The organism is Bacillus pumilus, assembly GCF_009937765.1.
Classification (GTDB): Bacteria; Bacillota; Bacilli; order Bacillales; family Bacillaceae; genus Bacillus; species Bacillus pumilus_O.
The window spans coordinates 3,027,913-3,050,986 of the sequence record NZ_CP047089.1 but is presented as its reverse complement, the minus strand read 5'-3'; the positions used below and the strand labels follow the sequence as shown (position 1 = coordinate 3,050,986).

At 42.0% G+C, this 23,074-nt stretch carries 21 protein-coding genes and 1 other annotated feature; of the genes, 15 read left to right on the top strand and 6 right to left on the bottom strand.

All coding sequences use genetic code 11. The features are described 5' to 3' along the window. Positions 1 to 107: 107 nt before the first annotated feature. From GPS65_RS15055 to GPS65_RS15010, 10 genes are all read left to right on the top strand, one after another. Positions 108 to 1,100, top strand: a complete 993-nt coding sequence (locus GPS65_RS15055; protein ID WP_119125707.1) for a carbon-nitrogen hydrolase family protein — start codon at positions 108 to 110, stop codon at positions 1,098 to 1,100. Positions 1,101 to 1,245: 145 nt separating this feature from the next. Then, complete coding sequence (locus tag GPS65_RS15050; RefSeq protein WP_012010493.1) at positions 1,246 to 2,490, top strand: DNA polymerase IV; 1,245 nt, start codon at positions 1,246 to 1,248, stop codon at positions 2,488 to 2,490. Between the two features lie 98 nt (positions 2,491 to 2,588). Then, entirely contained in the window at positions 2,589 to 3,998 is a 1,410-nt protein-coding gene (gene gndA / locus GPS65_RS15045) for an NADP-dependent phosphogluconate dehydrogenase (RefSeq protein ID WP_012010492.1), read from the top strand. Between the two features lie 117 nt (positions 3,999 to 4,115). Next, positions 4,116 to 4,964, top strand: a complete 849-nt coding sequence (locus GPS65_RS15040) for a GRP family sugar transporter (protein WP_012010491.1) — start codon at positions 4,116 to 4,118, stop codon at positions 4,962 to 4,964. 12 nt (positions 4,965 to 4,976) lie between these two features. After that, a complete protein-coding gene (locus GPS65_RS15035) occupies positions 4,977 to 5,762 on the top strand; it encodes a glucose 1-dehydrogenase (protein ID WP_012010490.1) in 786 nt (261 codons plus the stop codon). 142 nt (positions 5,763 to 5,904) lie between these two features. Continuing rightward, complete coding sequence (locus GPS65_RS15030; RefSeq protein ID WP_012010489.1) at positions 5,905 to 6,216, top strand: PTS sugar transporter subunit IIB; 312 nt, start codon at positions 5,905 to 5,907, stop codon at positions 6,214 to 6,216. Between the two features lie 3 nt (positions 6,217 to 6,219). Beyond that, positions 6,220 to 6,552, top strand: a complete 333-nt coding sequence (locus GPS65_RS15025; RefSeq protein ID WP_012010488.1) for a PTS sugar transporter subunit IIA — start codon at positions 6,220 to 6,222, stop codon at positions 6,550 to 6,552. 25 nt (positions 6,553 to 6,577) lie between these two features. Continuing rightward, complete coding sequence (gene celB, locus GPS65_RS15020) at positions 6,578 to 7,924, top strand: PTS cellobiose transporter subunit IIC (RefSeq protein WP_012010487.1); 1,347 nt, start codon at positions 6,578 to 6,580, stop codon at positions 7,922 to 7,924. Further along, complete coding sequence (locus tag GPS65_RS15015; RefSeq protein WP_012010486.1) at positions 7,908 to 9,314, top strand: glycoside hydrolase family 1 protein; 1,407 nt, start codon at positions 7,908 to 7,910, stop codon at positions 9,312 to 9,314. Before celB ends, GPS65_RS15015 begins: the two co-directional genes overlap by 17 nt. A 153-nt stretch (positions 9,315 to 9,467) precedes the next feature. Continuing rightward, positions 9,468 to 10,190 carry a GntR family transcriptional regulator gene (locus tag GPS65_RS15010; protein ID WP_161985452.1) on the top strand — a complete coding sequence of 241 codons (723 nt, stop codon included), beginning with the start codon at positions 9,468 to 9,470 and terminating at the stop codon, positions 10,188 to 10,190. A gap of 46 nt (positions 10,191 to 10,236) precedes the next feature. Here GPS65_RS15010 and zwf read toward each other — a convergent pair whose 3' ends face one another. Beyond that, positions 10,237 to 11,712 carry a glucose-6-phosphate dehydrogenase gene (zwf, locus tag GPS65_RS15005; RefSeq protein ID WP_144458696.1) on the bottom strand — a complete coding sequence of 492 codons (1,476 nt, stop codon included), beginning with the start codon at positions 11,710 to 11,712 and terminating at the stop codon, positions 10,237 to 10,239. 221 nt (positions 11,713 to 11,933) lie between these two features. Between zwf and rnz the strand changes: the two genes are divergently transcribed. Then, positions 11,934 to 12,863, top strand: a complete 930-nt coding sequence (gene rnz, locus GPS65_RS15000) for a ribonuclease Z (protein WP_088000273.1) — start codon at positions 11,934 to 11,936, stop codon at positions 12,861 to 12,863. Positions 12,864 to 13,002: 139 nt separating this feature from the next. Beyond that, positions 13,003 to 14,310 (top strand): aspartate aminotransferase type Ic, encoded by a 1,308-nt coding sequence (locus tag GPS65_RS14995; RefSeq protein ID WP_144458697.1) that lies wholly within the window; start codon positions 13,003 to 13,005, stop codon positions 14,308 to 14,310. A gap of 45 nt (positions 14,311 to 14,355) precedes the next feature. On the opposite strand, the gene GPS65_RS14990 is transcribed toward GPS65_RS14995, so the two are convergent. Together GPS65_RS14990 and namA are read right to left on the bottom strand one after the other, a co-directional pair. Then, the gene (locus GPS65_RS14990; RefSeq protein WP_144473688.1) at positions 14,356 to 15,120 is read right to left on the bottom strand and encodes an alpha/beta fold hydrolase; all 765 of its coding nucleotides are present in this window, start codon (positions 15,118 to 15,120) and stop codon (positions 14,356 to 14,358) included. A gap of 120 nt (positions 15,121 to 15,240) precedes the next feature. After that, positions 15,241 to 16,257: an NADPH dehydrogenase NamA gene (namA, locus tag GPS65_RS14985; RefSeq protein WP_012010480.1), complete on the bottom strand. Its 1,017-nt coding sequence runs from the start codon at positions 16,255 to 16,257 to the stop codon at positions 15,241 to 15,243. A 141-nt stretch (positions 16,258 to 16,398) separates the two neighbouring features. Here namA and GPS65_RS14980 point away from each other — a divergent pair, with 141 nt between their 5' ends. Continuing rightward, a complete protein-coding gene (locus GPS65_RS14980; RefSeq protein ID WP_144473685.1) occupies positions 16,399 to 18,012 on the top strand; it encodes a M20/M25/M40 family metallo-hydrolase in 1,614 nt (537 codons plus the stop codon). A 154-nt stretch (positions 18,013 to 18,166) separates the two neighbouring features. Here GPS65_RS14980 and GPS65_RS14975 read toward each other — a convergent pair whose 3' ends face one another. Together GPS65_RS14975 and proC are read right to left on the bottom strand one after the other, a co-directional pair. Beyond that, positions 18,167 to 18,439, bottom strand: a complete 273-nt coding sequence (locus GPS65_RS14975; protein ID WP_012010478.1) for an antimicrobial peptide LCI — start codon at positions 18,437 to 18,439, stop codon at positions 18,167 to 18,169. Between the two features lie 153 nt (positions 18,440 to 18,592). Further along, entirely contained in the window at positions 18,593 to 19,420 is an 828-nt protein-coding gene (gene proC, locus GPS65_RS14970; protein WP_012010477.1) for a pyrroline-5-carboxylate reductase, read from the bottom strand. A 41-nt stretch (positions 19,421 to 19,461) separates the two neighbouring features. Continuing rightward, positions 19,462 to 19,673 (bottom strand) — a binding site (T-box leader). Positions 19,674 to 19,842: 169 nt separating this feature from the next. Here proC and GPS65_RS14965 point away from each other — a divergent pair. Further along, a complete protein-coding gene (locus GPS65_RS14965) occupies positions 19,843 to 20,793 on the top strand; it encodes an MBL fold metallo-hydrolase (RefSeq protein WP_144473683.1) in 951 nt (316 codons plus the stop codon). 12 nt (positions 20,794 to 20,805) lie between these two features. Next, on the top strand, positions 20,806 to 21,582 hold the full coding sequence (locus GPS65_RS14960; protein WP_144473681.1) for an SDR family NAD(P)-dependent oxidoreductase: 777 nt from the start codon (positions 20,806 to 20,808) through the stop codon (positions 21,580 to 21,582). Positions 21,583 to 21,647: 65 nt separating this feature from the next. On the opposite strand, the gene GPS65_RS14955 is transcribed toward GPS65_RS14960, so the two are convergent. Continuing rightward, positions 21,648 to 22,976 carry a CoA-disulfide reductase gene (locus GPS65_RS14955; RefSeq protein ID WP_012010474.1) on the bottom strand — a complete coding sequence of 443 codons (1,329 nt, stop codon included), beginning with the start codon at positions 22,974 to 22,976 and terminating at the stop codon, positions 21,648 to 21,650. Between the last annotated feature and the right edge of the window lie 98 nt (positions 22,977 to 23,074).

Sequence of the window (23,074 nt, the reverse complement as noted above, 5' to 3'; positions counted from 1 at the left end):
CTCTACTGAGTGAAGAACCTTATTTTGTATAAAATGGTATTTTTCATCCAAACTTCACCATTCCTATTTTATAATGAGGGGGAATAGAAGAAATGGAGGTTTTGAATATGACAAGTATTTACCCGAAGTTTCGAGCAGCTGCGGTACAAGCAGCACCTATCTACTTAAATTTGGAGGCAACGGTTCAGAAATCATGTGAACTGATCGACGAGGCGGCTTCAAATGGTGCAAAACTTGTGGCATTCCCAGAAGCATTTTTACCTGGTTATCCTTGGTTTGCTTTTATTGGTCATCCAGAATATACAAGAAAGTTCTATCACGAATTATATAAAAATGCAGTCGAAATCCCTAGCTTAGCTATCCAAAAAATAAGCGAGGCAGCAAAAAGGAATGAAACGTACGTTTGTATATCATGCAGTGAAAAAGATGGCGGCTCTCTCTATTTAGCTCAACTTTGGTTTAATCCAAAGGGGGATTTAATAGGAAAGCATCGGAAAATGAGAGCTTCTGTAGCAGAAAGACTGATTTGGGGAGATGGAAGTGGCAGCATGATGCCAGTTTTTCAAACTGAAATTGGCAACCTTGGCGGATTGATGTGCTGGGAGCATCAAGTGCCACTAGATTTGATGGCGATGAATGCTCAAAATGAACAGGTGCATGTAGCATCTTGGCCTGGTTATTTTGATGATGAAATTTCAAGCAGATATTATGCCATCGCGACTCAAACTTTTGTGCTGATGACTTCTTCTATCTATACAGAAGAAATGAAAGAGATGATTTGTTTAACGCAGGAGCAAAGAGATTACTTTGACACATTTAAGAGTGGGCATACGTGCATTTACGGTCCAGATGGAGAACCGATCAGTGATATGGTTCCCGCTGAAACAGAGGGAATTGCTTATGCAGACATTGATGTGGAAAGAGTCATTGATTACAAGTATTATATTGATCCAGCTGGCCACTACTCCAATCAAAGCTTGAGTATGAATTTTAATCAGCAGCCTACTCCGGTTGTAAAACATTTGAATGACAATAAAAATGAAGTGTTAACATACGAGGCAATACAATATCAAAATGGGTTGCTTGAAGAAAAAGTGTAATTTGTGAAACCTTCTCTTTTTTAGAGAAGGTTTTTTTGAGGAAAGATGATATAAATCAATGTATAATTGACCATAAAAGAGATTCATCATGTTTGTTTGATTCGAAACTTTTGATCAACATATAGGGATTGAAGAAAATGGGGTTATGCCAATGTCAAATATTATTTTTCATATAGACATGAATGCGTTTTATGCCAATGTAGAAATGGCGTATGATCCTTCTTTGAGAGGGAAACCTTTAGCCATTAGCGGAAATGCGAAAGAGCGTAAAGGGATTGTGGTGACGTGCAGCTATGAGGCAAGAGCGCTAGGTGTAAAGCCTCCGATGCCTTTATGGGAAGCGAAGCGGCTTTGTCCGGGGCTGATTGTCCGTACACCAAATTTTGACCGGTACCGAAGCTCCTCACAAGAGATGTTTACGATACTAAGAGAATACAGCGATTTAGTCGAACCCGTATCTATAGACGAGGGCTATATTGACTTAACGCATACGCCATATGCCGAGCACGCGGTGAAAACGGCTCATGATATTCAAACGAGGCTTGTAGAGGAGCTTATGCTTCCTTCAAGTATTGGCATTGCACCGAATAAATTTTTAGCGAAAATGGCGTCTAATTGGAAAAAACCAATGGGCATCACGATTTTGCGTAAACGAGATGTCCCCCAAATGCTATGGCCGCTGCCAGCGGGTGACATGCACGGAGTGGGACAAAAAACGGCAGATAAATTGAAAACGATTGGCATTCATACCATTGAAGACTTAGCGAAAGCAAATGAGTATACACTAAAGGAATTACTGGGCATCAATGGACCGAGATTAAAGCAAAAGGCCAATGGTGAACATGACGGCATTGTGGACCCAGAAAGAATATACGAATTTAAATCTGTCGGGAATTCGTCAACTCTCCCTCATGATTCTGACGATCCAGATGAACTTGTCGCGTTAATTGATAAGCTGTCACAATCTGTGAGTGCAAGGTTAAGGAGAAAAGAAGTCATGGCAAATCGGCTCCTTATTATGATTCGGTACGCAAGCTGGAAAAATATCACGCGAAGTGTCACCCTCACGAATCCGACGGATCGGAAGGAAGACTTATATGAGGCAGCAAGGCAGTTATTCCTTAAACATTGGAATGACCAGCCTGTGAGGCTCTTAGGTGTGACGGGCACAGATCTTGTAGAACGAAAAGCAGCCGTTAAACAGCTTGATTTATTCTCCTATACAGAAGATGCAAAAGAAGAGCCTCTCCAAACCATTTTAGAAGGATTGAAAGAAAAGTATGGGAAATCACTCGTCCAAAGAGGGATGACCATCAAGGAAAAAGAGAGCAAAACAAGTGGAACAAGTTTTAATAAAGATTTTTTTCAGGACGAAAGAGGAAATGACTAGCCTGAAAACTTGATAAAAGAGGTGATGTTGTGGTAATTTCAAAGGGTACATCATTTCAGCAGTAATCAATATAGTGTGTTAGAAGGGACGTCAGAATTATGTCAAAACAACAAATCGGTGTGGTTGGACTAGCCGTTATGGGTAAAAACCTTGCCCTTAATATTGAAAGCCGCGGGTTCTCCGTGTCCGTTTATAACAGATCTAGCAGCAAAACAGAAGAGTTTCTCGAAGAATCAAATGGGAAAAATGTTGTAGGCACATATAGCATCGAAGAATTTGTTCAGTCGCTTGAAACACCGCGTAAAATTCTTTTAATGGTAAAAGCTGGTGCAGCAACGGATGCAACCATTCAATCATTACTTCCTCACCTAGAGAAAGGTGACATCTTAATTGATGGTGGAAATACATATTACAAGGATACGCAAAGACGTAATCAAGAGCTTGCGGAAAGTGGTATTCACTTCATTGGTACAGGTGTTTCCGGCGGTGAAGAAGGTGCACTAAAAGGTCCATCGATCATGCCAGGCGGTCAAAAAGAAGCGCATGAGCTAGTGAAACCAATTCTAGAAGCGATTTCTGCGAAAGTAGATGGCGAGCCATGTACAACGTATATCGGCCCAGATGGAGCAGGACATTATGTCAAAATGGTCCATAACGGCATCGAGTACGGAGACATGCAATTGATTTCTGAATCATACTTTATCTTGAAGCATGTGGCAGGATTGTCAGCAGAGGAGCTTCATGAAGTATTCTCAGAATGGAATAAAGGCGAGCTTGACAGCTATTTAATTGAAATTACAGCTGATATTTTCACAAAAGTGGATGAAGAAACAAATCAGCCGCTTGTGGATGTGATCTTAGATAAAGCTGGACAAAAAGGAACTGGAAAATGGACGAGCCAAAGTTCTCTTGATCTAGGTGTTCCGCTTCCAATCATTACTGAGTCTGTTTTCGCGCGCTACATTTCAGCAATGAAAGATGAGCGTGTTGAAGCAAGTCAATTAATCGAAGGTCCTAAGCCAGCGCAATCAGCAGAGAATAAACAAGAGCTGATCGAAGCGGTTAGAAAAGCCCTATTCATGAGTAAAATCTGTTCATATGCACAAGGTTTTGCGCAAATGAAAGCAGCATCTGATGAGTATAACTGGGATTTAAAATACGGTGAAATTGCAATGATCTTCCGTGGTGGATGTATCATTCGTGCAGCCTTCTTGCAACAAATTAAAGAAGCATATGACCGTAACCCAGAACTGAAAAACTTATTGCTTGATCCTTACTTTAAGGATATTGCTCAAAGCTATCAATCATCTCTTCGTAAAGTCATTTCACTTGCAGTGGAGCAAGGAGTTCCTGTTCCTTCATTCTCAAGTGCACTTGCTTACTTTGATAGCTATCGCACAGCTGTCCTGCCAGCGAACTTAATTCAAGCACAGCGTGACTATTTCGGTGCACATACGTATGAACGCACAGATAAAGAAGGCATCTTCCATACAGAATGGATGAAATAAACATAGAACGACTGAAAAACCTTACCCTTCCGTAAGGTTTTTTTGTTTGCATCTTTTCGGCTAAAAATGCGAAAAAGAGGGATGCTATGTAAAAAAGAAAAGAAAGTAGGGATCGAAGTGGGCATCTTATATGCACTTCTCCCAGCGATATTTTGGGGGAGTATTGTTCTCATCAGTGTCAAACTTGGCGGGAATGCATACCAACAAACCCTCGGTATAACGCTTGGCGCATTTATCTTTTCAATTGCAGCCTTCTTTATCAAAATGCCAGAGCTGACACCGTTTATTTTTGCGGTCTCTGTCATTTCAGGCATCTTTTGGAGCATTGGACAAATGAATCAGCTTTCAAGCGTTGCGTTTCTCGGAGTCTCGAAGGCGGTTCCTTTGTCAACGGGCATGCAGCTTGTGAGCACGACTTTATTTGGCGTCATGGTCTTCAAAGAATGGCAAACGATGACGGTCATACTCATTGGTTCTTGTGCCATTTTACTGATTATTGCAGGTGTTGTGCTGACATCGCTCGGTCAAAAAAAGAATGGCGGTGGGAACGATGGAGGCAATTTCAAGAAAGGGATCGTCATTCTGCTTATTTCAACGGTTGGCTACGTTGGATATGTCGTCATTTTAAGGTGGTTTCATATTGATGGCTGGTCTGCCCTTGTTCCGCAATCAGTCGGCATGCTGCTTTCTTCCTTGGCGATTAGTCTCAAGCAGAATCCGTTTAGTAAATATACGTTTAAAAATATCATTGCCGGCCTTGTTTGGTCGACAGGAAATCTCGGACTTCTTTTGGCTATCCCGCTCATTGGTGTCGCGGTCAGTTTTTCGATGTCACAGACAGGGATCGTTATCTCAACATTAGGCGGCATTTATTTATTAAAAGAGAAAGCATCCAGAACAAGCTTTGTCATTGCAGGCTGCTTGATGATCATTGCAGGCGGCGTGCTGCTAGGCTTTACAAAATAGGAGGTTAAACGAATGTATCCAGATTTAGAAGGAAAAACAGTCCTGATCACAGGAGCTGGTACAGGAATAGGTCAAGCGATGGCGCGCCGGTTTGGACAAGAAAAAGCCAATGTGGTGATCAATTATTTCTCAGATCAAGAAAATCCAGATGACACCATTGTGGATATTCAAAAAAATGGCGGACAGGCTGTGAAAATCAAGGGAGATGTCTCGAAGGAAGAAGATGTGCAGGCGATGATTGACAAAGCCGTTGATACATTTGGCAGCCTTGATGTCATGATCAATAACGCAGGTATTGAAAATGAAGTGCCTTCTACTGAAATGACGCTGGATAATTGGAACAAAGTCATGTCGACCAATTTAACAGGTATGTTTCTCGGCTGCCGTGATGCACTGAAGTATATGACAGATCATGGAATAGAAGGATCGATCATCAATATGTCGTCGGTTCACCAGCAAATCCCTTGGCCACATTTCGTGCATTATGCAGCAAGTAAAGGGGGCGCCAAGCTGCTGACAGAAACGCTGGCACTAGAATATGCCCCTAAAAAAATCCGTGTAAACAGTATTGCACCGGGCGCCATCGATACCCCGATCAATGCGGAAAAATTCGATGATCCCGCATTGAAAAAAGGCGTGATTGAGCTGATCCCCATTGGTTATATTGGAAAACCTGAAGAGGTGGCAGCGTGTGCTGTGTGGCTGGCATCAAAAGAGGCAAGCTACGTGACAGGCTTGACGCTCTATGTGGATGGAGGCATGACTAAGTATCCTGGCTTCCAAGCAGGAAAAGGATAAGAAGAAACAAAAAGAGCGTACACACATACGCTCTTTTTTTATATAAAATACAGACAAATGATTCTAAATGTCTAGACATTTAGAAATAAAAATATATAATATTAACTGGAAGCGCTTTTATTACAACAATGGGGTGAGAGAAATGAAACGTATTTTATTAGCATGCAGTTCAGGAATGTCTACAAGTTTACTAGTTACAAAGATGAAGGCTCATGCCGACTCTATAGGGGACGAGGCAGACATTTGGGCAGTTGGGCAAGATCAAGCGAGAAAAGAAATGGCGAATGCGGATGTTGTGTTAATTGGACCGCAAATGAGCTTTTTAAAAGGGGATCTTCAAAAAGAAGCAACAAAATACGGGATTGCAGTGGAGGTCATCGATATGCAGGCGTACGGGCTTGCCGATGGACAAAAAGCGTATGAACAAGCTGTTTCATTGATGGAGGAATCGTAAAGAATGGAAAAGAAAACACTCGAAGGACTCACGGAGGAACAAGTCAGTTTTCAATTGATTTTACACAGCGGAAATGCCCGCAGCAAATTGCTTCAATCTCTTAAACAATTTCGAGAAGGTCAAGAAGATGAGGCATTTGGTCTAATGAAAGAAGCAGAAGAAGATTTACGTCATGCACATGGCATCCATTTTCAACTCGTACAGCAAGAGGCAGGCGGGGAGAAAACACCTTTCTCCTTATTGCTCATGCACGCAGAAGACCACTTAATGTCGACTATGACGATCAAGGAGCTTGTGGGAGAGCTTCTACCGATTTTCCAATCGCTTAAACAATAAAGGGTGTAAACAAGGGGGGAAACCAATGTTTGATAAAATAAGTGCTATTTTGGTTCCGATTGCTGGAAGACTGAACAACAACCGCTATTTAGGTGTATTACGGGATGCCTTTATGCTTGCATTCCCGCTTACTATTTTTGGTTCCATTATGGTTGTGCTAATGAATTTGCCATTTTTAGATAAAATCATGAGTCAAACCGCACTGGAAGGCGTCCAGTCTGCACTGAATATCGCGCCAAGTGCGACCATCAGCATTATGAGTGTGTTTGTTGTATTTGGGATTGGCTACTATTTATCGAAAAGCTATGATGTGGAAGCTGTATTTGGCGGCGTGATTGCATTAGCCTCTTTCCTACTTCTGACACCATTTTTGCTAGAACAAGAAGGTGGTGCATCTATTGCAGGCGTAATTCCAGTCGATCGTTTAGGAGCAAAGGGGATGTTCCTTGGAATGATCACAGGCTTTTTGTCTGCTGAAATTTATCGTTATTTTGTCCAAAAGAAATTTGTCATCAATATGCCGCAAGGAGTTCCGCCAGCTGTTTCAAAGTCTTTTGCTGCACTCATCCCGGCTACTTTGACACTCACAACCTTTTTACTGATCAATATCATCATTACACAAGGCTTCAAAACAAATATGCATGACCTGATTTATCATGCGATTCAGGCACCGCTTGTCGGTCTTGGAAGCGGTATCATTCCGACCTTAATCGCTGTTTTCTTTATACAAATTCTTTGGTTCTTTGGGCTTCACGGACAAATTATTATCAACTCTGTCATGGACCCCATTTGGAATACGTTGTCCATTCAAAACCTTGAAAGCTATACAAAAACGGGTGAGGTTCCGAATATCATCAGTAAGCAGTTTATCGAAATTTATACGGTTGGTATGGGCGGAACCGGTATGACGCTAGCCGTTGTGTTTACGATTTTAATTTTCCTGAAAAGTAAGCAATTAAAACAAGTAGCAAAGCTTGGCTTAGGACCAGGATTATTTAACGTCAATGAACCGATTATTTTCGGTTTACCGATTGTCATGAACCCGCTTATTCTCATTCCATGGATTTTGGCACCCATGGTTATTACATGTATTTCTTATTTTGCGATGGCATCAGGCATTGTACCGCCGCCGACGGGCGTAAATATTCCTTGGACAGTGCCGATCTTTATAAGTGGAATAATGGCAACCAATTCACTAGCGGGTGGTCTGCTTCAGCTGTTTAACCTGATGATCGTGTTTGTTATTTGGTTCCCATTCCTGAAGTTTATTGACCGTATGAATGTGAAAAATGAAAAAATAACCACAACGGAAAAAACAAAGACAACCAACATCAAAGGTGAAGGAGACTCAATACATGTCGATGGAAAATAACAAACAATCATATACATTTCCAGAAGGTTTCTGGTGGGGATCTTCTGCCTCTGCTACGCAAACAGAAGGTAGCGTCCCTGGTGACGGAAAAGGGCCGAATATTTGGGATCATTGGTTTGAGCAAGAGCCGACTCGTTTTTTTGATGGCGTAGGACCGAACGTGACATCCCAATTTTACAGAAAATATAAAGAGGATATTCGTTTGATGAAAGAAATTGGGCACAATTCATTCCGATTGTCCATTTCATGGTCACGTCTCTTACCTGAAGGGACAGGTGCGGTAAATGAAGAAGCAGTATCTTTTTACAATGATGTGATCAATGAACTGATTGCACATGATATTGAACCGTTTGTGAACCTGTACCATTTCGATATGCCGATGGCGCTGCAGGAAAAAGGCGGCTGGGTCAATAGACAGGTGGTAGATGATTATGTGAGCTATGCGGAATTGTGCTTTCAATTATTTGGCGACCGGGTGAAAAAATGGTTTACTCATAATGAACCGATCGTTCCTGTAGAGGGCGGATATATGTATAGCTTTCATTATCCGAACGAAGTCGATTTCCAAAAGGCTGTACAGGTCGGTTATCATGAACTTTTATCAAATGCGAAGGCGATAGCGGCTTATAAAAAGCTGAAGCAAGACGGTAAGATTGGCATCATCCTCAATCTTACCCCATCTTATCCGAGGAGCCAGAATCCGCGCGACGTAGAAGCAGCTGAGATGGCGGATGCTTTCTTTAACCGGTCCTTCCTAGATCCTGCGGTGAAGGGACATTTCCCAGAAAAACTAGTAGAGGTCTTAAAGAAGGAAGGCTTTATGCCAAGTATGCAAGAAGGGGATCTTGAGCTCATTCAAGAGAATACCGTCGACCTCCTTGGAATCAACTATTATCAGCCAAGAAGAGTGAAAGCGAAAGAGCATATGCCGCATCCAAATGCACCATTTATGCCAAATCATTATTTTGATGCATTTGACATGCCGGGAAGAAAAATGAATGTGTATCGCGGCTGGGAAATCTATGAAAAAGGCATTTATGATATATTGAAAAAAGTCCAAACAGACTATGATAATATTGAATGCTTTATTTCTGAAAATGGAATGGGTGTCGAAGGAGAAGAGCGGTTTAAGGATGAAGAAGGAATGATTCATGACGATTACCGCATTGATTTTATTGCTGAGCATCTTAAATGGGTTCATCAAGCCATCAAAGAAGGAAGCAATGTAAAAGGTTATCATCTGTGGACGTTTATGGATAACTGGTCATGGTCGAATGCTTATAAAAATCGCTATGGATTTGTCTCAGTTGACCTTCAAGAAGACGGAAAACGTACCATTAAGAAAAGCGGATACTGGTTTCAATCGGTATCAGAAAATAACGGTTTTTAATTAAGATACTTGCTCTTTCCTTGAAAAGGGCAAGTATTTTTCTTATGTGACGGTAAGTGGATGAAACAAAAGTGGCTGGTACCTTTTAAGCTCACTAGGCTTAGTGTAGAATGAGAGGAAGCTATGAAAAAACAAGTCAGTTGGTGGTGTGAGATGAAAAAGTATGAACTCATTTCAGAAGAAATCAGAAAACGAATAGGAACAGCATATTATCCAGAAGATCAACCCATTCCAGATGAAAACTCGCTTGCCGCTGAATTTCAATGCAGCCGAATGACGATGAAGCGTGCGCTCGATCTTCTCGTAGCAGAAGGTCTGCTCTTTAGAAAAAGAGGACACGGTACATTTATTGTGAAGGCAGCGCTCAATCAAGTGGCTATTAATGTGTCAGGACATGAAAATAAAGGATTTACAAAAGTCATGGCGGATAAAAACGTCACGACTCAAATCATTCACTTTGATGTCCATTTTCCAAGCAAAGAGGTGGCAGCCCACCTATCCATAGACCCCACCACACCCATTTATGACATCATCCGTCTCCGTCTTGTGGACGAGGAGCCATATGTGTTAGAAAAAACGTTTATGCCCGTCAATCTCATTAAGGGGATAGATGAAGAGGTTCTATTGGGATCAATCTATGGTTACATATCAAATGATTTGAATTTAAAAGTGGCAGGAGCACATAAAAAAATTAGAGCGGCTAAATCAGATGAGCTGGATCAGCAATATTTAGGCTGTGACCCAACGGACCCTGTGCTAGAAGTCGAGCAGGTTGCTTATTTAAACACAGGGCGGCCGTTTGAGTACTCCTTTAGCCATCATCGCTATGATAAGTTCGACTTTTCAACGGTCGAAATTACGAAAACAGGACGTTAAAAAAAGAGCAGAACCCCCAAGGGAGACTGCTCTTTTTTATATCATTTTATATATTCCACCAATGATACCCATCTTTTTCTAGAAGCTGATCGGCTTCTTTCGGTCCCATAGAACCAGCAGGATAATTTGGTTTTAATGTTTTGTTTTCTGCCCATTGCTCAGAAATTGGATCTACAAAGTTCCAAGAAAGCGCCACTTCATCCCAGTGAGCAAAGTTCGTAGCATCGCCTAGCAAACAGTCATGAATCAGCTTTTCATAGGCTTCTGGTGTATTCATGATGTCGTTATAGTTTGTTTGGTAGTCGAGCTTAATCGGCTTTGCAAATGTACCGCCATCAAGCTTACGCGCGTTCAGGTGAAGGGTAATACCTTCATCTGGCTGAATATGAATGACGAGTAAGTTCGGATGCATGGAATTTCCGTTCCCATAGTACAAGTTCATTGGAATGTCTTTAAATTGAACAACAATCTGAGTAGATTTCTTTTCTAAACGTTTTCCAGTACGAATGTAAAATGGTACGCCTGCCCATCTAAAGTTATCAATGAGCAGCTTCCCGGCAACGAATGTTTCCGTATTTGAGTTCGGGTCAACATTTTGCTCTTCAAGATAGGAAGGAACCATACCGCCATCAACCGTACCAGCATCATACTGTCCGCGGACAAAGAATTGATCAACCTCATCTTTTGAGAAAGGACGAAGAGCGCGTAATGCTTTCCGTTTTTCACTGCGGATTTCCTCGGTATTCAGCTTAATTGGCGGCTCCATTGCTAAAAGTGCAACCATTTGAAGCATATGGTTTTGAACCATATCTCTTAGTGCACCTGAACTTTCGTAATAGCGGGCCCGGTCTTCAACCCCTAATGATTCACTAGATGTAATTTGAATGTTTGAGATATATCGGTTTGTCCAAAGTGGTTCAAAGATGGCATTTGCAAAACGGATGACCTCAATGTTTTGCACCATTTGTTTACCAAGGTAGTGGTCAATACGATAAATTTGATCTTCAGAGAATGCATCCCGAATTTCTTCATTTAACTTTTTCGCACTTGGCAAGTCATGGCCAAATGGTTTTTCAATGACAAGTCTTGACCAGCCAGTTGTTTTTGATACGCCTTCACTTTTTAGGAACTTTGCAATCGTTCCGAAGAATTCCGGTGCCATCGCTAAATAGAACATCCGGTTGTTTGGGATACTGTACGTATCTTCAAGGCCTGCTAGAAGTGTGTTAAGCGATTGATAGGAAGCAGGGTTAGATACGTCAAAATCGTGATAATAAAAATGTGAACTGAATTCCTCTATTTTCGCTTCTGCATCATCAGAAGAAACAGATTCTTTCACCACAGCTCGTAGGTCCTCATGAGACCACGGACGGCGTCCAACACCGACCACGGCGAATTGATCGCCAAGTTTTCCGCTATGATAAAGTCTATGTATAGAAGGGTAGAGCTTGCGTTTGGCAAGATCTCCTGTTGCGCCAAAAATGACAATGACTGCTTTTGGATTGTTAGTTTCTGTATTCACGAAAAGTACCTCACTTTATTCGTAGCATTGTTGTAAAAACCGAGAATGTATGTACATTTTCTTTATTTTAAAGGTTCATTGTTCGTAAAGCAAACATTTGATTCGACTTTTTCTGCTCTCGTTTGACTTTTTTCAAAAATTCCGCTGAATTCACATTTACCCTGTCTTCATGTATTCTATATGAATGAAGATATTGTATACCGGCTTTAGGAGGAAAAGTAATGGAACTGCTCTTTTTAGGAACTGGTGCAGGCATTCCTGCGAAAACTAGAAACGTCACTTGCACTGCGCTAAAGCTTTTAGAAGAAAGAAAAGCAGTCTGGCTTTTTGATTGCGGAGAAGCGACGCAGCATCAAATATTACATACAACGATTAAACCGAGAAAGATTGAGAAAATTTTTATCACTCATATGCATGGTGATCATGTATACGGTCTCCCAGGACTGCTTGGCAGCAGATCCTTTCAAGGCGGGGAGGATGAACTAACAATCTATGGACCTAAGGGCATCAAAGCGTTTGTGAACGCAACACTTTCAGCTACACAAACGCATTTGACATATCCGCTGCATATCATAGAGATAGATGAAGGGGTCGTATTTGAAGATGATACCTTTCAAGTAGAAGCAAGACGAGTATCTCACGGTATTCCAGCTTACGGCTATCGGGTAGTCGAAAAAGATGTACCTGGTGCATTAAAAGCCGAAGACCTAAAAGAAATCGGTGTAAAACCTGGACCTTTGTATCAGAAGTTAAAAAATGGGGATACCGTGACGCTCGAAGATGGAAGAATCATTGATGGAACCGATTATTTGGAACCCCCTAAAAAAGGGAGAATCGTTGCATTTTCAGGAGATACCCGTTTATGCGAGAATATAACAAGGCTTGCCAAGAATGCGGATGTGTTAGTCCATGAAGCAACATTCGGTAAAGAAGATGCTGATCTAGCCTACAATTATTATCACAGCACGACAGAACAAGCAGCGAAAACAGCGCAGGAAGCAGGCGCAAAAAGATTAATTTTGACCCATATTAGTGCACGTTATCAAGGAGAAGAGGCACTAAACCAATTATTGAAAGAAGCCCGCGATATATTCCCGCTGACAGAAGCTGCGCAGGATTTCTCTTCTTTTTCAATTGACCGCACCCTGTAAAAATTGGATGAATCGTCAAAAAAAGTTGTGCGATTTTTTTGATATTTATAATGACTCTCTTTTTCAGGTAGTGGTAAAATGGTGAAGAAAAAACAAATGACGAATGAAACTATGAAGAATACGGGAGGCACAATCAAAGATGAGCGGTTTTACAGCGTTAAGTGAAGCAGAATTAAATGACCTATATGCAGCACTACAAGAAGAGTACGAAACGTATAAAAGTAAAAACTTACACTTAGACATGTCTAGAGGAAAACCTTCACCAAAACAGCTCGATTTGTCTATGGGCATGCTCGATGTTGTCACATCAAAGGATGCGATGATGGCTGAAGATGGCACAGATGTGCGTAACTATGGCGGTTTGACAGGGCTTTCTGAAACGAAGACATTTTTTGCAGATGTGCTCAATCTAAAGCCAGAACAAATCATCATCGGCGGTAATTCCAGCCTGAATATGATGCACGATACCATTGCCCGTGCCATGACCCACGGCGTATATGATAGCAAAACACCTTGGGGAAAGCTGCCAAAGGTAAAATTCCTTGCACCAAGCCCAGGATATGACCGTCACTTTTCCATTTGTGAGCTATTTAACATAGAGATGATCACGGTAGATATGAAAGCTGATGGACCTGATATGGATCAGGTCGAAAAATTGGTTGCAGAGGATGAAGCGATTAAAGGTATTTGGTGTGTACCAAAATATAGCAACCCAGATGGCATTACGTATTCAGATGAGGTGGTTGATCGCCTTGCTTCAATGAAAACAAAAGCAGACGACTTCCGCATTTTTTGGGATGATGCATACGCAGTCCATCACTTAACTGATACGCCTGATACGTTAAAAGATATTTTTCAAGCAGTAGAGGAAGCAGGGCACCCTCATCGTGTGTTTATGTTTGCGTCTACTTCTAAAATTACATTCCCAGGCTCGGGTATTGCACTCATGGCATCTAGCCCGGATAATGTAAGCTTCACTCAAAAACAATTATCAATTCAAACGATCGGACCAGACAAAATCAATCAATTAAGACACCTTCGTTTCTTTAAGACTCCAGAAGGCTTGAAGGAACATATGAGAAAACATGCAGCGATCATTAAGCCAAAGTTTGACCTAGTTCTTTCCATTCTTGATGAAACACTTGGCGGAAAAGACATTGCAGAATGGCACAAGCCAAATGGCGGATATTTTATTAGTTTAAATACGCTCGATCATTGTGCAAAAGCTGTTGTGCAAAAGGCAAAAGAAGCAGGTGTGACCATGACAGGTGCAGGCGCGACTTATCCTTATGGAAAAGACCCGCTTGATCGTAACATTCGCATTGCACCAACGTTCCCATCACTTGAAGAACTAGAGCAAGCGATTGACATCTTTACTTTATGTGTTCAGCTTGTCAGCATTGAAAAGCTGCTGTCTAAAAAAAGCCAGTCAGCTCCAACGGTATAAAGAAAAAAACTCCTTGACGCGTCACTAGTCAAGGAGTTTTTGTTTTTAATTGGCTGTTTGATAATAGGAAACAGGTTGTTTGGCTGCGCACCATACATCATAGATTGCAAGCTGTACAATATGCGGTTCATCATGATGAATATAGTGCGAGCTGTTCTGCGCTTGAATCCATCCACTTTGGGATGACAAAGACAGCATCCGTTTATGAAGTCTGAGCCAAGCCTCGTGCGCTGGATGAAACAACCGGTTCTTACCTGATGAAATGACAAGGAGCGGCATCATTCCATAATGGGTTTGTTCCTCTTTCATTGTGCTTAGCATTTGCTGAAAGTCCTCATGCGTACATTCTGCTGTAAATTGCGCCATGTATGAGGTGCGTTCTTCCTTAGATAAAAGCGGGAGGATGACCTGTTCTTGCTCCTCACTTGCTGGGTCTAACAGCACCATGCCAATGACGTCATCTCCTCTGCGGCTTGCCCATAACCGGCTGACAAGTGAGCCAAATGAGTGAGCTACAATGAGAAAGGGCGGCTGAATATTGGCTTCTTCTAGTAGCGCATCTAAATCATCTGCTAGATCATGTAATGTTCTTCCTTTACTGCTGTCACTGCTTTTTCCATTTCCTAACCGATCATATAAGAAAACCCCAAGCTCAGGATCAATATCACGGGCCATATTCGACCACGTATCACCGGAAATGCCGTAGCCTGCTTCAAAGATAATGGTGGCTTGCCTTTTACCTTGACGATGTTTTGTATAAAAATGGTGTCCATCTATATGATACATTCTTTCAATCATTGCCGAGTTCATTATTCCATCTCCTCTAAAGTGGTTCTTTAGCTAAAAGACGGCACACAAGGCAGAGATGTTTCTCTTAAAAATAAAAAAGATGCCTATTTCAAAAAATAGACACCTTTTTCCTATGCATTTTTACCAAGCGCGGTCATATTGACGCGGGCCTTCGATGGATGTACGAAGCTCTTCAGCAGCTGTTTTTGGAAAGTATGGATCCCGTAAAAATTCTCTGCCGATAAAAATTAAGTCTGCACGCTGATTTCGTAAAATCTCCTCTGCCTGTACACCAGATGTGATCAGTCCGACAGCACCTGTTTGAATACCGGCACCTTCTTTGATTTTTTCTGCGAAGGTCACTTGGTAGCCAGGGAATGTGCTGATTCTCGCCTGTACGACAGCGCCTGAGCTGACATCGATTAAGTCGACACCTTGTTCCTTCAGCCATGTCGCAATGCCAATGTAATCGGCAATGTCAAGTCCTTTTGTCGTGTAGTCAGAAGCCGACACACGGACAAATAATGGTCCGTCCCATACTTCATTGACTGCATTGACAACTTCTCTTAAGAAACGGTAACGGTTCTCTGGTGAACCGCCATAATCATCTGTTCGATGATTTGCTAGCGGTGAAAGAAACTCATTAATCAAATAGCCATGTGCCCCATGAATTTCAATGATGTCAAAGCCGGCCTTTTTTGCCCGGACAGCTGCATCCTGAAACGCCTGAACGGTATCTTTGATTTGATCGACAGACATTTGGACAGGGGTTTTAGACTGTTCATCAAATGGAATGCTGGATGGTGCCAGGATGTCACCATCTAGTTCAGCTTTACGTCCTGCATGAGCCAGCTGGATGGCTGTCTTGGTTCCGTATGCTTTGATTTGTTCGTTTAATGAAGCGAAGCCTTCAATGTGCTCATCACTCCAAATCCCGAGATCTTGATCACTAATTCTTCCCTCGGGTGAAACGGCACTTGCCTCCACCATGATTAGCCCAGCTTGACCTTGGGCACGGGAAATATAATGTGTAAAGTGGAAAGGCTGTAATTTCCCATCACGATCATAGGATGAATACATACACATCGGGGACATCACGATGCGGTTTTTCAGCGTCACACCTTTTAATGTCCAAGGTGAAAAGAGTTTTGTTTCCAAATACCTTCGCCTCCTCATAGAATTGTATAGCCGATTATAACAGCCATTCAAACTTTCGTCATAAAAGGTGCTCAAAGAATATAGCTTTTATACACGTTTTTGTATAATGGAGAAAATAGAGAAAGCAAAGGGGGAGAACGGATGAAATGGCAAACAGAGAGTGAACGAAAGGAACTGCTCACAGCTCTTATGCAGTATGAAAGCATATCGGGTACAACTGGAGAAGTGGCGTTAGCTGAATATTTATATTATTTATTGAGGGAGCGGCCTTATTACAAGCAGAACCCTGATCATTTGGCTTTGCATCCGATGAAAGATGGCCGATATTATTTAACGGCGCTTGTAAAGCGTAGTTCTCTTTCTCGTACCGTTTTGCTGCTTAGTCATTTCGATGTCGTCGATACAGAAGATTACGGTGAATTTCAAAACATGGCATGCAAGCCAGAGGAGTTAATGGCGTCATTTTCTCAAAAAAGTGCGCTTCTCCCAAAAAGAGCAAGGGAAGATCTAGCTTCAGGTGACTGGTTGTTTGGAAGAGGTGCCATGGATATGAAGGCAGGTCTTACTGTACAGCTGTCTATGCTGGAAAGAGCGATGGCAGAGACATTTGATGGAAATGTCCTACTTGTCACAGTCCCAGATGAAGAAGTGAATTCTCAAGGGATGCTTGAAGCTGTTCCAAAACTAAAGGAGCTTAAAGAAAAGCACAATCTTGATTATACCGCATGCTTAAACAGTGAGCCTATGTTTGAAAAATATCCTGGTGATGAACATTATTATATGTATACAGGCAGTATAGGGAAGGTGCTGGCCGGGTTTTTCTGCAAAGGAATTGAAACACATGTAGGAGAGCCGTTCTCAGGCTTAAATGCGAATTTTATGGTGTCTGAATTAAATCGGCTGTTAGAGTTGAATAGTGATTACTGTGAGGAAGTAGACGGTGAAGTCACGCCACCTCCAACCAATTTAATGCAAAAGGATTTAAAAGAAGCCTATTCCGTTCAAACACCTCACACCGCTGTTTCTTTATTTAATGTGCTGATGATGAATCGTTCAAGTGAAGAACTGCACGGGCTTCTTTATGACACAGCGAAACAAGCAGCAGACCAAATCGAAGCTGATCTCAAACAAAAAACAGCAGGATTTCAGCGCTTTAAACCTTTTACACCGATTGATACAAGGATTACCGTTCTCACGTATCAAGAGCTGTATCAAAAAGCTGCTGAACGCTCAGGTAAACAAGAGGTTGAACGCATTGTGAACTATGCGTTTGCCAATCGAGGTGAGCTTGGAGATCGTGATTTTTCAACCAAAATCGTTTCTGAGCTAACGACGCTTTGTAAGGAAGAAGGGCCACTTATTGTTCTATTTTATAGTCCGCCATTTTATCCAGCAGTTTCCTCAACGGAAGATCCGCATATCCAAGCAACCTTAAAGAGGATTCAAATAGAGGCAAAGAAGAGTTATGGACTTGAAATAGAAGAAGTGAAATATTTTCCGGGATTGTCGGATTTGAGTTATTTACATCTCGAAAAACAGGACGTAGGGCATTATACGACCAATATGCCGCTTTACCAGAAAGGCTATTCTTTACCGGAAGGAGAAAAGGGAGCACTTTACGTTCCAGTCATCAACGTGGGTCCATTAGGAAAGGACCCGCACAAATGGACGGAGCGCCTGCACATTCCGTTCTCATTCGGCATTTTGCCAGAATTACTAGAATCAGCGATTCATGCTTTGTTAGAGAAAAAGTAAGTCTTGTTTATGTACGAGGTTTCAGAGTCTTTGAAGCTTATGTGCTTTTGTGTGGAAGATGTAGAGTAAATGAAGGTTAATGAGAAAAGAAGAAGGGAGGAGAATGTTTTATTACTTTAAAATAGTAAGGGGAGCCGTAGGCTCCCAGTTAGAATTATACTCGTCTACCCTCATAATGAGCTGTCCAAGTTCCATCAGAATTTTTAGTGATGCCCTTTATATACCACTTAATCCCATCTTGTTCAAACGAATTGGCAAAAATACCAGTAGAGTTGGTAATATCCCATGTGTAAAGTTGAGCTTTAAAATCACTTGTAACACGGACATCCTCTGCATTAGAATGTGCACTTGTAGCAAATGCCGGTGCTGCGGAAAAAAGTAAAGCGAGTGACAATGCGGATCCAGTAAGAACCTTAACTAATTTCATTTAAAACACTCCTCTTCCTCATTTTTATGGTACATATAAGTAATTCGGTAAAAGGTAATATATCCCTTGTTAATATTTGTTAATTATTTGTGACAAATCACTTATTAGATAAAAATAAAAAGCACCTGTCATCAAAACAGGTGCTTTTCTCTATCATTTATACGTGTTTGCTGAAAACATTTCGTTTAATTCTGCTGCACGTTTTGTTGCGGTTTTGACACAATCGACAACGGCTTCTTCAAATTGATAGGAAGCAAGTGTGTTCAGGCCGGCTTCTGTCGTTCCGCCTTCACTTGTGATTTCTTTGCGCAGTTCAGCAGGTTCTTTACCGCTGCTTTGAAGCATGTTTGCGGCGCCCGCAATCATTTGGCAGATGAGCAACTTCGCTGTTGCTTGGTCCATCCCAAGTTCCGAAGCGCCACGCTCCATTCCTTCAATCAAATGATAAATAAAGGCTGGGCCGCTTCCTGCAATAGCCGTAACAGCATTTAGCTGTGATTCATCTAATACCGTCACATGACCGATCGTTTCAAACAGCTCGATTGCTTTTTTCTTTTGATCCTCTGTCACTTCTTGACTAACGGCAATGGCTGTTGCTGATTGCTGAATGGCCGCAGATGTATTTGGCATCGCGCGAACCACTGCAGTCTTCTCGCCAGCATAGTGTTGAATCGTTTCGATGGAGATGCCCGCTAAAATCGAAATGATCAGCTGCCCTTGTAAATGAGGCCGCACTTCAGATATCCCGCTTTCCGCATCTTTCGGTTTTAAAGCAAATACGAGAATATCGGCTTCTTCATAAATAAAAGAACGAGAGAAATCCGTTTTCACCCCATAACGCACCTTTAATTCTTCTAGCCGTTTTTCATTTGTTTTGTTTGTGACAATCATATCTTCATTTGACATGATGCCGCTTTTTAATAAACCTTTTATCATAGACTCTGCCATTGAGCCTGCACCAATAAATCCAATTTTACTCATAAGCTGCTCCTCCTTGTAGAAAATAAAAAAACCTCTCGCCTGAAAAGGACGAAAGGTTTTTCGCGGTACCACCCTCAATTAGCATGCAAATATGCATACTCAGCTCTAGTCCCTTAACGCGGGAAACGTTTAGGTTTGCCTAACAGCTCAAAGGGTAGGTTCAGCAAAAAAGAGGATGGTGAGGTCTTACAGCCGGTGGACCTCACTCTCTTGCATCATTATTTTGCTTACTAATCCTTGTCATCGCACATCTTATATTTGTTGTTCATTATGCAACGATGGACAAGTTTGTGTCAATAGGGACAGACAAAAAAATTGACCGCCTAAACCGCATGACAGTCTGCCCTTTGCAGGATACAATGAATAAAGAAGACGAAATGACAATGAACCATGAGTCAAAAATCAGGAGATGACATAAAAAAGTGAAAGAAGACATCATTCAATTATCCATCCCGACACCATTCGCTGTGGGGGATGTACATGCATATATTTTAAAAGGTGAAGCTGTGACCTTAGTGGACTGCGGGCCGATGACAGAAGAGGCGGAGCACGCCTTTGTCACGCAATTACATGAGCATCGTTTATCAATTGACGATATTGATCAAGTGGTGTTGACCCATCATCATGCCGATCATGTCGGTCTTTTAAATCTGATGAAACCTCATGTCCGCGTGATCGGACATCAGTTGAATGAGCCGTATATTAGCCAAGACCCTTTGTTTAAAGAGCGCCAAATTGCTTTTACGAAACACCTTTTTCAGCAGTTAGGTGTGCCGCTTCGCCCTGATGAGTGTGAAAGAATCGTGAAGCAATCGTATACATATTCCTGTACTGCACATGTAGATGACGTCATCAAAGAAGGCGATCGGTTGAAAGGGCATGAACAGTTCTTCGTGATGGAAACACCGGGACATGCACAATCTCATCTTTCCTTTCTAGATGAAACAACGGGCCATTTCATTGGTGGAGATCTGCTTTTGACAACCATTTCCTCAAACCCTTTAATGGAAGCGCCGTATGAAGGGGAGGAACGCCAAAAATCGCTGCTTCAATATAAAGCATCACTCAATCGATTACTACATCTACCAATCAAGACGATTTATCCAGGCCACGGGCAGCTCATCACGTCTCATCATGAATTAATCGAAGAAAGATTTAAGAAACAAGAAAAACGGGCAAATACGATGTATCAGCTACTTAAACGAAAAGAAATGACTGCCTTTCATCTTTGCCGCAAGCTATTTCCAGTGCTTTACGAAGAGGCCTTATTTTTAACGATGTCGGAGACAGTTGGGCAGCTTGATGTCCTCTTAGAAGCTGGACAAATTGAAGAAGTGCAAAAAGATGGAATTCTCTATTACAAGGCAAACTAAGGAGTGAAACGCATGGGACGATTAACAGGAAAGAGAATATGGATTACAGGCGCATCTGGTGGCATTGGTGAAAAAATGGCGTACTTGGCAGCAGAAGAAGGCGCAGAGATTATTATTTCAGCAAGACGTATTGAAAAGTTAACGGATGTAAAAGAAAAGATTACGAATGCCGGCGGGATGTGTCACATTGTGGAGCTAGATGTCAGCCATCTTGAGGGCATTGATCGCGCATATGAAGAAGTGGGGGCAGTTGATATTTTGGTGAACAATGCCGGTTTTGGTGCGTTTGACCTCGTTGAAGATGCATCCATTGAGGAAATGGTGTCGATGTTTGAAGTAAACGTGTTTGGTTTAATCGCCTGCACGAAAAAGGTCATCCCAGAGATGAAACAAAGAGGACATGGACATATTATCAATATTGCCTCCCAGGCAGGAAAGATTGCCACCCCGAAATCAGCCATTTATTCTGCATCCAAGCATGCCGTCCTTGGTTTTTCAAACAGTCTCAGAATGGAGCTGTCAGACATCGGCATTCACGTCACCACAGTGAATCCAGGCCCGATTGCCACTGACTTCTTTACCATCGCCGATCGCAGCGGTGAATATGTGAAGAATGTTGAATTCATGATGCTTAGTGCGGACAAAGTGGCTGGGAAGGTCGTATCCGCTATGATGACGAAAAAAAGAGAAATTAATCTGCCAGGTTGGATGAATGCTGGCAGTAAATTATATCAATTATTTCCATTTTTATTTGAAAAAGCAGCACGCAAAGCGATGATGAAAAAATAACAAAAAAGAAACCGGTTATGAACTGGTTTCTTTTTTTGAAATGAGACGCCATTTTGACCGTTATTTCATCTCCGTCTTGCTGCTTGTTGAAGCGGGTCCCACACACTGTTAAAAGGCGGTGCATAGCTAATATCTAAATCTTCAAGATCTGTTATGGTTAGCTGTTGGTAAAGAGCAGTTGCCATCACATCGATCCGTTTATCTACACCGCTTTTTCCGATGATTTGGGCACCGAGCAAGGTGTAGTCATCACTTCTGTAAATCAGTTTGATTTTCATTTTCTGCGCATCTGGGTAATATCCAGCGTGATCCGTACTGTCAATGGTGATGGTGGAAAAAGGAATATCAGCAGCTTGTGCTTCCTTTTCAGATAAACCCGTTCGTCCTGCTGTCATGCTCATAAATTTCATGACGGCCGTTCCAGTCACCCCTTGAAACGCCCGATTTGTTCCCGTCATATGAAAACCAGCGATTCTTCCCTGTTTATTCGCCGTTGTGCCGAGCGGAATATAATCGAGTGATTGTTTGATGCGGTGATAAGTGGCTGCGCAATCCCCGGCAGCATAGATGTCTTTTACATTGGTTTGCATATATTCATTTACAACAATGGCGCCATTTGAAAGACGTTTGATTCCTGTTTTGTCTAAAAAGGATGTTTGCGGAGTGACGCCGATGGCCATGATGACCATATCAGTTTTTATGGTTTGTTTGTCTGTTTGAACAGCTGTGACATGTGACTTGCCCTCTAATGTCTGCACGGTTTCCCCGAGTGTCACGTGAATGCCCTCGGCATCCGCCTCTTCTTTGAGATGCTTTGCCATATCGGGGTCAAAGCCAGGGCCAAGTGTTGAACCTCGCTGAATGATATGTACTTTTTTTCCCAGCGCTTTTAAATTTTCAGCCATCTCTAAGCCTATATATCCACCGCCTATAATGGTGACATGTGCGATATCTTGTTTTAAATGGTCTAAAATGGACAGCGCATGCGGAATGGTTTTTAATACGTGTACGCCTTCTAGCGGCCGATTATTTATATTCAGTGTGACCGGGCTTGCCCCTGTGGCAATTAAGAGGCGGTCATAGCTTTCGGTAAAGGGTTCTTTTGTTTTTGTATGAGACCCTGACACCGTTTTTTGCTTTGGGTCAATGGAGGTCACTTCATGTAAGTATCTAGCATCAATCCCGTATTTGCCGCGAAACGTTTCAGCGCTGCGTGCAATCAGCTTGCTGTGATGATCAATGAGACCGCCAATCAAGTAGGGAAGGCCGCACTGTCCATATGAGAAAATCTCTCCTTTTTCAAAAGCGACAATATGTGCATCTGGGTCCTCTCGATATATTTGCATCGCACAGCTCATTCCTGCTGCATCTCCGCCAATGATCACATATTTCATTTGGTTGCTCCCTTCTATCTATCGAACTGAATACTCTTATTTACCCTCATTTTCCTTTTTTTAATGCTTTTTTTCGCAAAAGAAGTAAACTTTAGTGG

What these genes read in the sequence shown, in the direction of transcription:
- GPS65_RS15055 (WP_119125707.1), top strand. Translation starts at nt 108, where the DNA reads ATGACAAGTATTTACCCGAAGTTTCGAGCAGCTGCGGTACAAGCAGCA.
- GPS65_RS15050 (WP_012010493.1), top strand. Translation starts at nt 1,246, where the DNA reads ATGCCAATGTCAAATATTATTTTTCATATAGACATGAATGCGTTTTAT.
- gndA (WP_012010492.1), top strand. Translation starts at nt 2,589, where the DNA reads ATGTCAAAACAACAAATCGGTGTGGTTGGACTAGCCGTTATGGGTAAA.
- GPS65_RS15035 (WP_012010490.1), top strand. Translation starts at nt 4,977, where the DNA reads ATGTATCCAGATTTAGAAGGAAAAACAGTCCTGATCACAGGAGCTGGT.
- GPS65_RS15030 (WP_012010489.1), top strand. Translation starts at nt 5,905, where the DNA reads ATGAAACGTATTTTATTAGCATGCAGTTCAGGAATGTCTACAAGTTTA.
- GPS65_RS15025 (WP_012010488.1), top strand. Translation starts at nt 6,220, where the DNA reads ATGGAAAAGAAAACACTCGAAGGACTCACGGAGGAACAAGTCAGTTTT.
- celB (WP_012010487.1), top strand. Translation starts at nt 6,578, where the DNA reads ATGTTTGATAAAATAAGTGCTATTTTGGTTCCGATTGCTGGAAGACTG.
- GPS65_RS15015 (WP_012010486.1), top strand. Translation starts at nt 7,908, where the DNA reads ATGTCGATGGAAAATAACAAACAATCATATACATTTCCAGAAGGTTTC.
- GPS65_RS15010 (WP_161985452.1), top strand. Translation starts at nt 9,468, where the DNA reads ATGAAAAAGTATGAACTCATTTCAGAAGAAATCAGAAAACGAATAGGA.
- rnz (WP_088000273.1), top strand. Translation starts at nt 11,934, where the DNA reads ATGGAACTGCTCTTTTTAGGAACTGGTGCAGGCATTCCTGCGAAAACT.
- GPS65_RS14995 (WP_144458697.1), top strand. Translation starts at nt 13,003, where the DNA reads ATGAGCGGTTTTACAGCGTTAAGTGAAGCAGAATTAAATGACCTATAT.
- GPS65_RS14990 (WP_144473688.1), bottom strand. Translation starts at nt 15,120, where the DNA reads ATGAACTCGGCAATGATTGAAAGAATGTATCATATAGATGGACACCAT.
- GPS65_RS14980 (WP_144473685.1), top strand. Translation starts at nt 16,399, where the DNA reads ATGAAATGGCAAACAGAGAGTGAACGAAAGGAACTGCTCACAGCTCTT.
- GPS65_RS14975 (WP_012010478.1), bottom strand. Translation starts at nt 18,439, where the DNA reads ATGAAATTAGTTAAGGTTCTTACTGGATCCGCATTGTCACTCGCTTTA.
- proC (WP_012010477.1), bottom strand. Translation starts at nt 19,420, where the DNA reads ATGAGTAAAATTGGATTTATTGGTGCAGGCTCAATGGCAGAGTCTATG.
- GPS65_RS14960 (WP_144473681.1), top strand. Translation starts at nt 20,806, where the DNA reads ATGGGACGATTAACAGGAAAGAGAATATGGATTACAGGCGCATCTGGT.
- GPS65_RS14955 (WP_012010474.1), bottom strand. Translation starts at nt 22,976, where the DNA reads ATGAAATATGTGATCATTGGCGGAGATGCAGCAGGAATGAGCTGTGCG.